Annotated in this window: 9 protein-coding genes; 3 read left to right on the plus strand and 6 right to left on the minus strand. The window is 47.5% G+C overall.

Annotated elements, in window-relative coordinates; genetic code table 11:
• Positions 1 to 12 precede the first annotated feature (12 nt).
• Both ptsP and rppH read right to left on the minus strand, forming a co-directional pair.
• Complete coding sequence (gene ptsP, locus PY479_RS05580) at positions 13 to 2247, minus strand: phosphoenolpyruvate--protein phosphotransferase (RefSeq protein ID WP_212594005.1); 2235 nt, start codon at positions 2245 to 2247, stop codon at positions 13 to 15.
• Between the two features lie 24 nt (positions 2248 to 2271).
• The gene (gene rppH / locus PY479_RS05585) at positions 2272 to 2799 is read right to left on the minus strand and encodes an RNA pyrophosphohydrolase (RefSeq protein ID WP_212594006.1); all 528 of its coding nucleotides are present in this window, start codon (positions 2797 to 2799) and stop codon (positions 2272 to 2274) included.
• Between the two features lie 675 nt (positions 2800 to 3474).
• On the opposite strand from rppH, the gene mutH reads away from it, so the two are divergent.
• Both mutH and PY479_RS05595 read left to right on the plus strand, forming a co-directional pair.
• Positions 3475 to 4149, plus strand: a complete 675-nt coding sequence (mutH, locus tag PY479_RS05590) for a DNA mismatch repair endonuclease MutH (RefSeq protein WP_275483149.1) — start codon at positions 3475 to 3477, stop codon at positions 4147 to 4149.
• A gap of 122 nt (positions 4150 to 4271) precedes the next feature.
• Complete coding sequence (locus PY479_RS05595) at positions 4272 to 5345, plus strand: adenylate/guanylate cyclase domain-containing protein (protein WP_275483150.1); 1074 nt, start codon at positions 4272 to 4274, stop codon at positions 5343 to 5345.
• Positions 5346 to 5352: 7 nt separating this feature from the next.
• Here the strand turns inward: PY479_RS05595 and oxyR are convergent, their stop codons facing one another.
• The 4 genes from oxyR to PY479_RS05615 all read right to left on the minus strand — a co-directional run bounded on the left by oxyR (position 5353) and on the right by PY479_RS05615 (position 9845).
• A complete protein-coding gene (gene oxyR, locus PY479_RS05600; protein ID WP_212594008.1) occupies positions 5353 to 6267 on the minus strand; it encodes a hydrogen peroxide-inducible genes activator in 915 nt (304 codons plus the stop codon).
• A gap of 170 nt (positions 6268 to 6437) precedes the next feature.
• Complete coding sequence (locus PY479_RS05605; RefSeq protein ID WP_275483151.1) at positions 6438 to 7946, minus strand: Na+/H+ antiporter NhaC family protein; 1509 nt, start codon at positions 7944 to 7946, stop codon at positions 6438 to 6440.
• A 488-nt stretch (positions 7947 to 8434) separates the two neighbouring features.
• Positions 8435 to 8800, minus strand: coding sequence for an Hpt domain-containing protein (locus tag PY479_RS05610; RefSeq protein WP_212594010.1), 366 nt, complete (start codon positions 8798 to 8800; stop codon positions 8435 to 8437).
• A 136-nt stretch (positions 8801 to 8936) separates the two neighbouring features.
• Positions 8937 to 9845 (minus strand): TIGR01212 family radical SAM protein, encoded by a 909-nt coding sequence (locus PY479_RS05615; RefSeq protein ID WP_275483152.1) that lies wholly within the window; start codon positions 9843 to 9845, stop codon positions 8937 to 8939.
• A 467-nt stretch (positions 9846 to 10312) separates the two neighbouring features.
• On the opposite strand from PY479_RS05615, the gene gltB reads away from it, so the two are divergent.
• Entirely contained in the window at positions 10313 to 14761 is a 4449-nt protein-coding gene (gltB, locus tag PY479_RS05620; protein ID WP_275483153.1) for a glutamate synthase large subunit, read from the plus strand.

A 14761-nucleotide genomic window follows, 5' to 3' on the forward strand; every position in this document is an offset into this window, starting at 1 on the left:
CTGATAAACGCGTTAGTTGAGAATTGCCGCTAGTCCCTTTTCGCCCAAATAAGCGCGTAATAATTCTCGCACTTCAGAACCACAACGTAATGACAGAGCCTGTTGCAACAGCACCTGTAATTCATCCATGCTCACCCGACGCATCAGGTAGTTAATCTTTGCTAATGCGCCCTGGTTCATGCTCAATTCACGATAGCCCATGGCTGACAACAATAATGCCCCGGCAGGTTCGCCCGCCATTTCCCCGCAGATACTGATCCCCAAGCCATAGTGACGGCATTGCTGCAATGCCGTTTTAAGGTAACGCAAAACACCAGGATGATAACTGTCAAATAACGAACTCACTCTAGGGTTGTTGCGATCAACGGCTAATAAATATTGAGTCAGGTCGTTTGACCCCACTGACACAAAATCTACCCGTTTGGCCACTTCATCCAACTGATACAGTAAAGCGGGCACTTCCAGCATCACGCCTAACTGTGGTTTTGAAAGCAAGGGATTCACATCTGATTTCAGCTCACTGTAAGCTTGCTCAAAGTATTCCAGCGCGTGGTCAACTTCCTCAAGGTTACTTACCATTGGCAGCAAAATCTTCAGTTGCTCGCTCGTGCCATTGGCTTGCAGCATGGCGCGCATCTGCACTAAAAACAGTTCAGGATGGTCCAGCGACATACGAATACCACGCCAGCCCAAGAAAGGGTTGTCTTCTTTAATCGGAAAATATGGCAACGGTTTGTCGCCACCGACGTCCAGCGTGCGCATCACTACCGGGCGCCCAGCCACCAAATTAAATACTTGGGAATAGACTTTTATCTGCTCGCTCTCACTGGGAAAGCGTTGCTGTAACATAAACGGAATTTCCGTACGATACAGCCCGACACCATCAGCGCCTTCGGCCAACTCTGAAGCTAAGCCACTCAGTAATCCGGCATTAATGAACAGATTAATCCGCTCACCATCTAAGGTTTCGGCGGGCAGGTGCACTTCCTGCATATATTGTCGTTGTAGCGCTTTTTCCGCATTCAGCAAACTGCGGTATTCGCTGATAACAGCACTGGAAGGCGACACCATCAGCTGGCCACGAGTAGCATTTAACACCATCATCTTTTTATCGATGTTGGATGCCAAAACCTGTTGCACCCCGGTAAGTGCCGGGATCCCCAAGGCCCTTGCCAGAATTGCTGCGTGAGAATTCACGCCGCCCAATTCAGTGACGATCCCCGCCAGCTTGGCTCTGGGAAACTCCGCCAGCAAAGTCGTATCGGCTTCCTTAGTCACCAGAATCACTGGCTTATCCGAATCCAATACTAGGCGATCCGGTTCAATCAACTGACGTAACACCTTTTGCCCTAAATCGCGGATGTCGCTGGCGCGCTCCTTGATATAGGGATCTTCCATCGACTGGAATTGCTCGATATAGCGCAGCGACACCCGACTGATAGCCGATTCTGCACACCACCCCTGCTCAACTTCGCGGACATATTCGCCACCGAGACTGGATTCATCCAACAGCAAGGTTAGTGCAGAAAAAATCGCCACGACCTCCTGATCCTGCTCACGGTCGAAGCGCTGGGAAAGATTACCGAGATTATTACGGCATCGCGTGATGGCAGTACTTAATCGCTCCAGCTCCACTTTAACATCCGCCGCTTTGCGATTCGGCTGTCGCAACGCAATCTCACCCCCCAGCACTAAAGCATGGGCGATAGCGATACCATTGGATGCGGGAGTTCCCTGGAACAAGATCTGCTTTTCACGGCCTTTAACACTGGCTTTTTGTTTCAAACCACGAACGGCCATTGCCAGCTGTGCCGCCAAGGTCATCAGAAAAGCTTCTTCACCTTCACTGAATTGACGGGCACTGGCCTGCTGGACCACGATCACACCAAGGAGTTGCTTCTGGTAAATAATAGGAACTGCCAGAAAGGCGCGATATTCTTCTTCTAAGGCTTCAGGAAACAACTTAAAGCGAGGATGTTGACGCGCATCTGCCAAATTGATGGCTTCTTCACGTTCGGCAACCAAGCCTACAAGTCCTTCGGTAATCGGCATACGCACGTTACCGACGGCATTAGGCTCCAGACCATCGGTCGCAGATAATATCAACTCATCCTTGTCGAGGATGTAAATGGAACAACACTCGGTCACAATCGCAGCCTTGATCTGTTTGACCAATAACTCCAGCGCCGTATCCAAATCGCCGGCGCTGGCGACTGCCTGAGTGATGTCCCTGAGTGTGTTTAACAACGCTCTCCTCCCACGTTAATCCTGTCAGCGAGACGGTCGATTTCTACCCTTCCGACGAAACGGCTCCCGTTGCTGCTGTAACGCCAGCGCAGTAGAAGCAAACTCCTTCATTACTTTGCGGTATACGTCGCGTTTAAAAGAAACCACTTGCCTTACCGGGTACCAATAACTCACCCAGCGCCAGTCATCAAACTCCGGATGACCGGATAAATTAAGATTTACCGCGCTATCTTGGCTTTTCAACTGTAACAAAAACCATTTCTGCTTTTGTCCGATACACACGGGCTGGCTGTCCTGACGCACTAGGCGCTTAGGTAACCGATAGCGGAGCCATGAACGAGTAGATGTCAGTATCTGCACATGTTCTGGCTTGAGCCCAACTTCCTCGAATAACTCGCGGAACATGGCTTCTTCTGCCGACTCACCGTCATCCACCCCACCCTGTGGAAACTGCCACGAATGCTGACCGAAACGACGGGCCCACATGACTTGCCCAATTTTATTACAGATGATTATGCCCACATTTGCGCGAAAGCCATCGCCGTCAATCACATGGACTCCGAAAACTCGATAAATTTCAATGCATCGATTGTTTCACAAAGCTTGCGCGGCAGCAATTAGCAGTTGTACAGCTTTTGATATCTAACGCGACGATATGCCGCCATTATTTGGCTGAACCGATGTTATTCACACTATCCACAAAATCTGTGGAAAAGGTTGTTGGAAACCGGGAGAAAACGTTGGAAAGTTGCCATAAACTATCCAGAGCCTTACATAAAACATCATCAAAATATCTGTTAACTATTGTTTTATATATATTTTATCTCAATCCTACTTTTGTATTTGCAAAAATAGCTATTGATGTTTAAAAAATCTCCACCGCAATTTTTACCATTTTTGCTTGGCAATACCGCTCGACAACATTCAAATCTAATCGATTTTAATAATTAAAATATGATAATTTAAATCATATTTATGACTAATAATTGTTCATGTCACCCAATCACACGATTTATCCCGAAATATTGTGGATAAAGTTGTTGGCAACTATGGAACATCCGGCGAGTAATTTGGTACAAATGCACTAACCCTATTTTAAACTTTAATAAACTCATTGAAATTCAAAATAATAGAAACATTTACTCACTTGAGTATCTTGTACAGAAGATGACTGAACAGATTTTGTTCGGCGTTGTACAACATTGGAATTAAGGTAAACTGCCAGTTATGAATCCCTTAATATCCCCTCCAGAATCCATTGACGTCTTGCTACAACGTGCAGAGGCCCTTGCTGGCTTATCGCTGGGTCAATTAGCACAGTCATTCGGGATTCAACCACCCACCAATCTTCGTCGTGACAAAGGTTGGCCGGGACAGTTATTGGAGATCGCATTAGGCGCTAATGCCGGCTCGAAGCCGCAGCAGGATTTTTTGCATCTGGGTGTCGAACTCAAAAGCATTCCTGTCGACCAAAACGGTATGCCCATGGAAACCACGTATGTCTGTGTTGCCCCGCTAATGGAGATTACCGGATTACGTTGGGAACAAAGCCTGGTTTACCACAAACTGCAGCAGGTGCTGTGGATACCCATTCAAGGTGAACGTACTCTAACGCCAGCTACACGCCGCATAGGCATGCCAATTTTGTGGCGGCCAGACAATGAACAATTGCGGCAGCTGCAACAAGACTGGGAAGAGATAATGGAACTGATCAGTCTCGGTAAAGTTAGCACTATTACGGCTCGCCATGGTGAAGTGCTGCAGTTACGCCCAAAGGCCGCCAACAGTCGCGCATTAACTGCTAGCATTGCTGAAGATGGCAGTATTCAGATGACCAATCCCAGAGGGTTTTACCTTAAAACCAGTTTTACCCGTCAAATCCTGCGACAATATTTTGGCTAACCACACAAAAGATGTGAGTTTGATTTGATATGGATCACATTTATCGCTGGCATCACCCTGCTGATATCGATAAACTACCGCCTCTTAGTAAGCCAATGAAATTGTAGGAACTGTTCCATTCCGTGAGAGCACGTGTACAGGCAAAGAAACTCTTGTTCGCCATTCTGGCCTGGACCGGAGCTATGTCGGCCTTCGTCTTTTTCCGATATTCCCAATCGACTGAGCTTCCCCAGTGGGCAGTTGGCTCAGGGGATCTGGCCACGCTTGCTGTTTACATGGGCATCATCTTCGGCAGTTTGCATTGGATGTCTAACCTGATTGCTGATTTCAGTGCTATCAACCGGCTACCCTATATATTCTCCGTTATTTTCAAAGGGTTATTCCTTCTTCTTGGTGCCACGACATTAGCGTATATGACGCAATATCTGAACATGTGGGCGATTGAAAACCACATAGCGACTTTGCGGCAGATGTTGACAGTGCACATCCTGTATAGCCCATCGTTCCAGGCATTGATGATCTATCTGGTGGTTGTACGAGTCGGTTTGGCATTTATTGAGCAGATGGCATTGCTGGTTGGTCCGCGCATTCTGCTGAATATTGGGATGGGTAACTATCATCGTCCCCGCTATGAACAGCGCCTGTTTTTGTACATAGATATGGTGGCGTCCACCACGCATGCTGAATCACTGGGCGATTACCGTTTCAGTCGTTTGATCCAGGATTGCTTTAGCTTGCTGTCAGAAACTATCACCAATAACGATGCTGAAATCTACCGCTATATGGGGGATGCAGTGTTGATCCACTGGCCGCTGCCACAGGGTATCATCAATGACCGTTGCATGAATGTCTATTTTGAATTCAGTCAGCAACTCAACTGGCAACGCCACTATTTTGAAGAACAGTATGGATTTGTGCCCAAATTTAAAGCAGCAGCACACTGTGGGCAGGTTGTGGCGGCAGTCGTTGGTGTACAAAAGCAGGAAATCAGCTTCTTCAGCGACGTACTGAATACACTTGCACGACTGCAGGACCAATGTAACCCGCTCGGACAACGAATGTTGCTATCTGGCGCGTTAGTTGCGCGTCTGGAAAACAATCATAGTGAGTATCAACTGACCAACCTTGGTCCGGTGAAACTCAAAGGCAAACAACATTCCATTGAAGTCTATGGCGTAAAACCTAAGCAGGGTTAATTACACGCTATCCATCAATCTTCTGCTGTAACAGCTTTTGTACTTCTAAGCCAAGGGTTCTGAAGGTGCGGATACGACTGGTAGTCTGGCGCCAGACTAAGCCGATATCTCTGAAAGGAGAGTCGCCAGGCGGGTTTAACACCACTAAATCGGTATCTTTAAGGATGCCAGCATCAATTGCCATTTGTGGCAGGAAAGTGGTTCCCAGTTTACTGTTCACCATCTGCACCAGTGTATGTAGGCTGGTGGCTGCAAAGGGATTTACTTTACGGCTATCGCCGAGTTTACAAGCACTGATAGCGTGACCGGTAATGCAGTGTTCACTCTGCAGTAAAAAGATGCTCTCATCAGGTAATGCCTGATAATCCACTGGCTCATGCACATTATTGGCGAGGTCTTTATGGATCACCATCTTAAAGGGATCGATGCCCACTTTCATGCTGTGATAGCCGGTAACATCCGCAGGTAAAGCCAACAGCAGTAAATCGAGTTCTCCTTTGCCAAGCGATACCAATAAACGCTCGGTAGTATCCTCTTTAAGCAGCAAACTCAACTGCGGATAACTTGCTTGGCATTGTTTTACTAGGCGACTCAACAAGAACGGCGCAATGGTTGGAATACACCCCAACCGGATTTCCCCAGTCATGGGTTCGCCTTGGTTCTTCACCAACTCTACCAGATCATCCACATCGGTGAGAATTTTGAGCGCTCGCTGTACCACTTCTTCACCGATGGCGGTGAACATAAAGGATTTATGATCCCGCTCGATCAGTTGATACCCCAGTTGCTCCTCTAAATTTTGGATACCACTGGATAATGTTGACTGGCTGACATGGCAAATGCCGGCAGCTCGATTAAAATTCTGCTCTTGATGCAAATTCACCAGATAATAGAGATTCTTAAGACTTGGTAAAGGTTTCATCGAGTCAATTACCGCGCATTTCACCAATGGATGTTTCCGACCAATTTACCATAAAACCGCTACAACGCAGCAGGTGAATTGATGCTACATCTCACTAAGGCAACCAACTCAACGATTAAATAACACAGAGAACCCCACAGAATTACATTCGGCATTGCGTTTTAGAAACATTAATCTTCCATAAGCCCTAATGAAAAGCGGTACTGATAAAACTTTGCCAACAGCCATACTGCCTCCAATTGCGCCAAAATGGCCAGGACGAATATCCACGGCGACTCATGCAAACCGGCAACGATAAAACTCACCAGCGCAATAGTGCCATTGAGCAGCGCATATGGCAGTTGTGTACGAAAATGCTCAAATTGATCACACCCAGAACCCGTAGAAGAAAAAATCGTGGTCTCTGATATGGGAGAACAGTGATCACCAAATAAACCACCAGACAGAACCGAACCAATACACACTAATAATGGTGCGTCAATGGCCGCCGAGGTTGGGATCACCAACGGCATCATAATGGCGAACGTCCCCCACGATGAACCAGTGGCAAATGAAATAATCGCGGAAAACAGAAATGCTGCCGCAGGCAACAACCAGGCGGGGAATCCCGCCTGCGCCTGTTGCGCAATATAGGCAGCGGTGCCTAATTCTTTACCTACGGTGCTGAGTGTCCAGGCCAGTATCAATACGATGGCAATCTGCATCATATTGTTCATGCCCTTAAGATAAACGCCGATACCATCACTTAAACGGCGCACTTTGCGGTAAGCCATCAAGATGATCAGTGTCATCGCCGCAAAAAAATAGGCACTGGATAACGCGGCCCGAAATACGGAGCCTGATACCTGTCGGAACGGGAACCCCAATGGCGCCAGCATTGACACCATCACCAAGCCCATGACCAATAACGGCGCCCAAACAAACGAGGCTCTAGCCTGAGGATGGGAAAAAGCCTGCAATGACAGGTCACTGTTGCCCATGTGCTTTCCCAACATGGCATCGGCTTCTGCTTGCGCCATCGGGCCAAAATCAAGTTTCTTGAAAGCCACCAGCGGAATGATAACAATGGCGAGGATTGCATAAAATTGGTACGGAATGGCGCCAACAAAAGCGCTCCATTCGCTGACATCACTGTTTAGAGCCGATAATTCTTTTTGAATTAACCCCATGATGTAGACCCCCCAACCAATAAACGGGATCAGAATGGCTACTGGCGAAGCGGTTGAATCAATAATAAAAGCTAACTTCTGCCGCGACACATTCAGTTTATCAAATAAGGGACGAAACACCGGACCGATAATCAACGGCGTACCCAAGTCGGAAAAAAAGATACAGATACCACCAAACCATGCCGCCAGTTGCACCCGGCAACGAGTACTAACCCAGTGCGTCACCTTCTGCGCAAATGCATGACCACCGCCAGATTGCTCCATCAATGCTACGAAGCCACCGATAAAAACCAGCAACACTAACACCCCTGCGTTATAGCCATCGGTTAACTGGGGCACCAGATAATCTTTAACCATAACCCCGAAGGTCTCAAACGGCTGCCAGCCACTCAGCATAAAGACGCCGCTCAATACGCCGACGAACAATCCAATAACGACATTTCGGGTAATTAAAGATAACGCTAACGTTAAAACAATAGGGATAAGAGATGTCGCATCTGTCTGAACCACAATACTTCCTTACAGACAAGGCAATCGATATTTTAATCAATTGAATTTTAGTTATAAATTTGCACATTGAGACGCACGTGCATCCAATGGTGCATGTTAAATAGCGTCACTCCCTGACTCAGAAAAACGCCAACAGCGAAAAAATCTTGGTTTTTATGACCGCAATAATTTTCAGCTAACCGACAGTACTGCCAGCTTATTAGGCAAAATATCGCAATGGCAATGTAACATTGATATCACTATATAACCACAATAGAACAACATTCATGGTAATAACGGATAATGGCTTAGGTAGTGCTGCGGATGTCAGATAAGGGGATAAAGTGAGTACCAGGCAGCGGTTAGGCGCTTAGCTTAGCTTAGCTTAGCTTAGCTAAAGATAATCACAATGAAACGGAATATCAGATTAAGGCAGGTTCCGGAGGGGTGAAAAGCTGATTGGTCTCACTGAAAAACTCAAATACCAATCAGCGGTGAATAGCGGCAGTCTATGCTTTCGCTTCTAAAAACGACTTCAACTGCTGTAAGTCTGCATCAACATAAGTCATAACAGCTTCAAGCCAAGCGGCATGCTGACCATCCCATTCGGGATCTTCGCCGTGTTGTAATAACTGTGCATAATGATGCACGCGTTTCAGGCCGACAGAACCGGCAGCGCCTTTAAATTTGTGGGCTTCAGAACAAAGCTGTTCTTTATCAGCAGCAGCGGAGGCCTGTTTCAGATTATTCAGATATTCTGGCAGCAGCTGTTCAAACAGCACGACGCTTTTCAGCAGTGTACCGGCACCAATGGCACTACAGTATTGTTCGAGTGTATTGAGATCCAGTACTGAGTCCAAATCTGGGTTAACCATGAAGGCACTCCTTTAGAGCTAAAATTTACCACATCATACCCAGTAAAATGCTGGGTGCAACCTAATTACTGCCAATAGCGATGCTTTGGCGTACCGTTAACAAAATTCTGACAAAATCTGCTAATGAATTTAAAAATCAAGATAATGCCGCGCCTTGTCCACCGAAGTTTGCCAGATTATCCACAATGGCAATCAATCCTTTCCACCGACTCGAGCACCATTGCGGCGCCAATAAATCAGGCGGTTTGGCATACGCAGTGACACGGTGAAATACCACATTTTTAGGTGTATGTCGGATAAGTTCACCAGCACTTGCCGCATATTGTTCAATTGTCGGCGGCAACAATCGCCCCGCTTGCCAGGCCCGCGCCATGATGCTGCCATCAACAATATGCAAAGGATGCAGTTTCAAACCATCGACCCCCTCAGCTAATACTTTCTGCAACGTCTCAAGGTGCATTGCGATATTTTCACCAGGTAAACCAAGAATTAAGTGGGTACACACTTTCAAGCCACGCTGGCGCGCTCGCGTTACCGCATCCACATATGCAGCAAAATCATGCCCCCGGTTAATACGTTTCAAGGTGGTATCGTGAGCGCTCTGTAACCCCAATTCCAGCCACACTTCTCGCCCTTGCTGTTGATATGTCGCCAATAAATCAAGCACATTGTCTGGAAGACAATCCGGCCGGCTCCCGACACACAGACCAACCAAATCCGCAGAGTTTAACGCTTCATCATATCGTTGCTGCAGTATGGCGTATTCTTCATAGGTACTGGTATATGCTTGGAAATAAGCTAAAAACTTAGAGGCTTTGGCACGTAACCGCTGTTTACCTTCAGTTAATTGAGTGGCGATAGATTGACCGCTGTCAAGCGCATAACTAAACGAAGTGACGTTACAAAAAGTACAACCACCGGTCCCCAAAGTGCCATCGCGATTGGGGCAGGTAAAACTGGCATCAAGTGTCAGTTTTTGTACCCGTTCACCAAACTGTTGTTTGCAATACGTCGAGAACGTTGTAACAAAATCGTCTAAGCCCATGAGTGAATGCGGTGCCAGTGAGAAAGGCGAAAGTTTAGCAACTCACCCTGCAAGTGAGATTGCCCTATATCAAACTTTACTGAAATAGTGGTCGACATTTAAGTAATCAACACGCACACTTGCATAGTTAGTCACGCTAAATGATTATTTAATTAATTTTTTTTAGTATAAAAAATAAGCATTCGGTATGAGAATTTCGCTATTATTACGTGTTAAAATTACGTGTCATAAATTTTAATAACTTTATAAATTTCCATTTATTCATAATGTTATAGCTTTAAAAACACAGTTAACGTTAACGGAATATGATTAAAAATTCTTTATATGATCCGGTTATTTTAATTCAATATATGCAATTTTTTGGTTTGACCTTTGAAGAGTCTCAGGATAATTTGGTTCGTTCGGGTGCATATCTATAGAAATTTGTGGCTATAGAGCAGTATGTGGACGTTTAGTTGGGGGTTTGTATGAGTTTGTATCATCCCAGTTTCGAACGGGAAAACTGTGGGTTCGGCTTGATTGCACAAATGGATGGCGAAGCCAGCCATCGCATCGTGCGAACGGCTATTCACGGTCTTGACCGCATGAAACACCGAGGAGGAATCGCCGCTGATGGGCGCACCGGCGATGGTTGTGGTTTGCTGATGCAAATGCCAGTCAGTTTTTTTGAGGCAATTGCCGCAGAAGCAGGCTGGCACTTGAGTCGAAAATTTGCTGTTGGTATGTTATTTCTTAGTCAGAATGAAGAGCAGGCTGCAACTGCCAAATACCTGACCGAGAAAGAATTAGAAAAAGAAACCCTCAGTATTGCAGGATGGCGTAAAGTCCCCGTCAATGGCGATATTTTAGGTGAAATCGGCAAAGCCAGTATGCCGCAAATATGGCAGGTACTGGTGAATGCTCCAGTAGGTTGGCGCATTGAAGACGTCGAGCGCCGTCTGTATATGGCGCGCCGTCGTCTTGAGCAACAGTTGATAGATGACAAAGATTTTTATGTCGCCAGTCTGTCCGGTAAAGTGATCGTCTACAAAGGCTTGATGATGCCAGCAGATTTGCCGGAATTTTATTCCGATCTGGCTGATATGCGGTTGCAGAGCTCCATCTGTCTGTTTCATCAGCGTTTTTCAACTAACACATCCCCCAAATGGCCACTGGCACAGCCGTTTCGTTTCCTGGCACATAATGGTGAAATCAATACCATTACTGGAAACCGCCAATGGGCCAGAGCCCGTGCATACAAATTCAATTCACCACTGCTGCCCGATTTACAACAAGCTGCACCATTCGTAAACGAAACCGGTTCTGATTCGTCATCTCTGGATAACATGCTGGAGATGCTATTGGCTGGCGGCATGGATCTATATCGTGCTATGCGTTTGTTGATCCCACCAGCCTGGCAAAGTAACCCGGAAATGGATGATGAGCTTAAAGCGTTTTACGACTTTAACTCTATGCATATGGAACCCTGGGACGGCCCAGCGGGTATTGTAATGACCGATGGACGGCATGCCGCTTGCGCGGTAGACCGGAATGGTTTGCGTCCTTCCCGTTACGTCATTACTAAAGACCGTATTATCACCCTCGCATCTGAAGTCGGCATTTGGGATTACGCACCGGACGAAGTGGTCGAAAAAGGCCGTGTGGGCCCAGGCGAGTTACTGGTACTGGATACCGTTCAAGGTCGCTTGTATCAGTCATTTGAAATTGATAATGACCTTAAGCGACGTCATCCGTATAAAGAATGGATGGCGAAGAACAGCCGCACGCTGGTCCCTGCCGATGAGTTACCGGTAGCGCAAATGGGCGTCAGTGAACTTGATGAAGCCACCCTGCTCAAATATCAGAAGATGTTTGGCTATACCCGTGAAGAGATGGAACAGGTCATCTGGGTATTGGCCAGTAAGGGTGAAGAAGCTATCGGCTCCATGGGTGACGACACCCCAATGGCCGTGCTGTCACGTAAACAGCGCACCATGTATGACTATTTCCGTCAGAAATTTGCCCAGGTAACCAATCCACCAATCGATCCATTGCGTGAAAAGCACGTCATGTCATTGGCCACCTGTATCGGTAAAGAGCAAAACCTGTTTAATGAGACGACTGGTCACGCCTATCGCGTGATGTTTAACTCACCAGTTCTACTCTATAGCGATTTCCATCAGTTACTTGCGCTCGACAGCACTTACTATCGCGCCAATATTATCGATCTGTCTTATGAGCCAGAAGAAGGCTTACACCAGGCAATCAAGCGCATTACTGACGAAGCTGAAAAGCTGGCACGCAGCGGCACCACATTAGTGGTGTTGTCTGACCGCAATATCAGCAAAGAAAGGTTGATAATCCCGATGGTAATGGCGGTGGGCTCGGTACAACAGATGCTGGTAGCCAAAAGCCTTCGCTGCGATACCAATATCATTGTGGAAACCGGCAGTGCTCGAGACCCTCATCATTTTGCAGTGTTATTGGGCTTTGGTGCCACCGCGATCTATCCATATTTGGTGTATGAAGCAGTCGCTCAGTTAGCCAAGCAGCATCAACAAGAAGATGTCATCAGTGCCATGCTGAACTACCGCTATGGCATTGAAAAAGGTTTGCGGAAAATCATCTCCAAAATGGGGATTTCCACCATTGCCTCCTATCGTTGTAGTCAACTGTTTGAGGCGGTTGGTCTTGCAGATGAAGTCATCGAACAATGCTTTAAGGGCGTTGTCAGCCGCATTCAGGGCGTAGGCTTTGTCGGTATTGAAGCGGATGTCAAACAACGCACACAAGCCGCCTTCAGGCCGCATCAGCCTGTGGCTCAGGGTGGTCTGCTGAAATATGTCGAAGGAGGCGAATACCACGCCTTTAACCCCGACGTAGTCAATACTTTGCAAAATGCACTGAATCATCAGGATTATGCAAAATATAAGCAGTTCGCTAAGTTGGTAGATGAACGCCCGGTAACAACCTTCCGCGATCTGATGCAGATCAGTAGTGACCGCCAGGCCATTGCTATCGGCGATGTGGAGCCGGATAAAAATCTTTATCCACGCTTTGACACTGCCGCCATGAGTATCGGGGCGCTGAGTCCAGAAGCTCATGAGGCACTGGCGATTGCGATGAACCGCTTGGGCGGTCGCTCTAACTCTGGTGAGGGTGGTGAAGACCCACGCCGATTTAACACCGAGCGTAACTCCGCGATTAAACAGATTGCCTCAGGCCGTTTTGGGGTGACTGCGCACTACCTGATTAATGCTGATGTGTTGCAGATTAAGGTGGCACAAGGTGCTAAACCCGGTGAAGGGGGCCAATTACCAGGCCATAAAGTCAGCGTGGAAATCGCCACGCTGCGATACTCTCGTCCCGGTGTAACATTGATTTCGCCACCACCACATCACGATATCTACTCTATCGAAGATTTGGCGCAGTTGATTTTTGACCTGAAACAGATCAATCCCAAAGCGATGATCTCGGTAAAACTGGTTTCTGAACCAGGCATCGGCACTATTGCTACCGGGGTAGCCAAAGCTTATGCCGACATGATTACTGTAGCCGGCTATGACGGCGGCACCGGCGCCAGTCCATTGACCTCGGTGAAATATGCCGGAAGTCCCTGGGAACTGGGATTGTCTGAAGTACATCAGTCGCTGGTGCAAAATGGTCTGCGCCATAAAATCCGCTTGCAAGTGGATGGCGGTTTGAAGACCGGGGCCGATGTTATCAAAGCAGCACTGTTAGGTGCGGAAAGCTTCGGTTTTGGTACGGTGCCGATGATTGCGCTCGGTTGTCGTTACCTGCGTATTTGTCATTTGAATAACTGTGCGACTGGGGTGGCAACTCAGGATCCGAAGCTGCGTGAAAAGCACTTCCACGGTTTGCCTGAACGGGTAATGACCTACTTCCAGTTTGTGGCAGAAGAAGTCCGTGAATGGATGGCTAAACTGGGGGTTTCTCGTTTTGAGGAACTGGTTGGCCATACTGAATGGCTGAAACTGTTGCCGGGTGAAACCGACAAACAGCAAGGTCTAGACCTGTCACCGATTTTGTACCGTCCTGAAGTCAGAAGTTCAACTTCTCTCACCTGGCAGGAACTGAATGAACCTGCTGATAAAGGGGTATTGAACCAAGAACTGCTGTCTAAATGTGGTGAATTGGTCGATGAAGGCGAAGGTTTTGATGCCTGCTTTACTATCAATAACACTGACCGTTCTGTGGGTGCCGCATTATCAGGCTATATTGCCAGTAAATGGGGGCTGAAGGGGTGTCCGCAGCCAATCAAGGTACGTTTTAACGGCAGTGCCGGTCAGAGTTTTGGTGTATGGAACAGTCCGGGGCTGGAACTGTCTCTGTGCGGTGATGCCAACGACTACGTTGGTAAAGGTATGTCCGGCGGCAAACTGAGTATCTATCCGCCGCATGGCAGTCCGTTCAAATCTGAACGCAGTGCTATTATTGGTAACACCTGTCTCTATGGTGCTACTGGTGGCAAGCTCTATGCTGCAGGCCGAGCTGGCGAACGATTCGCCGTGCGTAACTCCGGCGCGCTGGCGGTGGTTGAAGGTGTGGGTGACAACGGTTGCGAATATATGACCGGCGGTATTGTCGTCGTGCTGGGGACTACCGGCGTGAACTTCGGGGCTGGGATGACCGGTGGCTTCGCCTATGTATTTGACCAATTTGGCCGTTTCAGTCGGCGCGTAAACAAAGAGATGGTCGAACTGCTGAAGGTCGATTCCCCCATCCACCAGCAACATCTCAAAGGCCTGATTGAAGAGCATGTTGCCGAAACAGGCAGTGACCACGCCAAAGCCATCCTGCATGACTTTGAAAACTGGCTCGATTGTTTTGTGCTGGTGAAACCGAAAAATATTGCAGCGGCGGATCTGCTAAAGACACAGACACCAAGCCCTGAACTGGCTGTAAAAGCGGGGTAA

This window comes from Shewanella sp. A32 (assembly GCF_029167175.1).
GTDB classification, from domain to species: domain Bacteria; phylum Pseudomonadota; class Gammaproteobacteria; order Enterobacterales; family Shewanellaceae; genus Shewanella; species Shewanella yunxiaonensis.

Coding starts and splice junctions, on each gene's coding strand:
- mutH (WP_275483149.1), top strand. CDS start 3,475: ATGAATCCCTTAATATCCCCTCCAGAATCCATTGACGTCTTGCTACAA.
- oxyR (WP_212594008.1), bottom strand. CDS start 6,267: ATGAAACCTTTACCAAGTCTTAAGAATCTCTATTATCTGGTGAATTTG.
- PY479_RS05610 (WP_212594010.1), bottom strand. CDS start 8,800: ATGGTTAACCCAGATTTGGACTCAGTACTGGATCTCAATACACTCGAA.
- PY479_RS05615 (WP_275483152.1), bottom strand. CDS start 9,845: ATGGGCTTAGACGATTTTGTTACAACGTTCTCGACGTATTGCAAACAA.
- gltB (WP_275483153.1), top strand. CDS start 10,313: ATGAGTTTGTATCATCCCAGTTTCGAACGGGAAAACTGTGGGTTCGGC.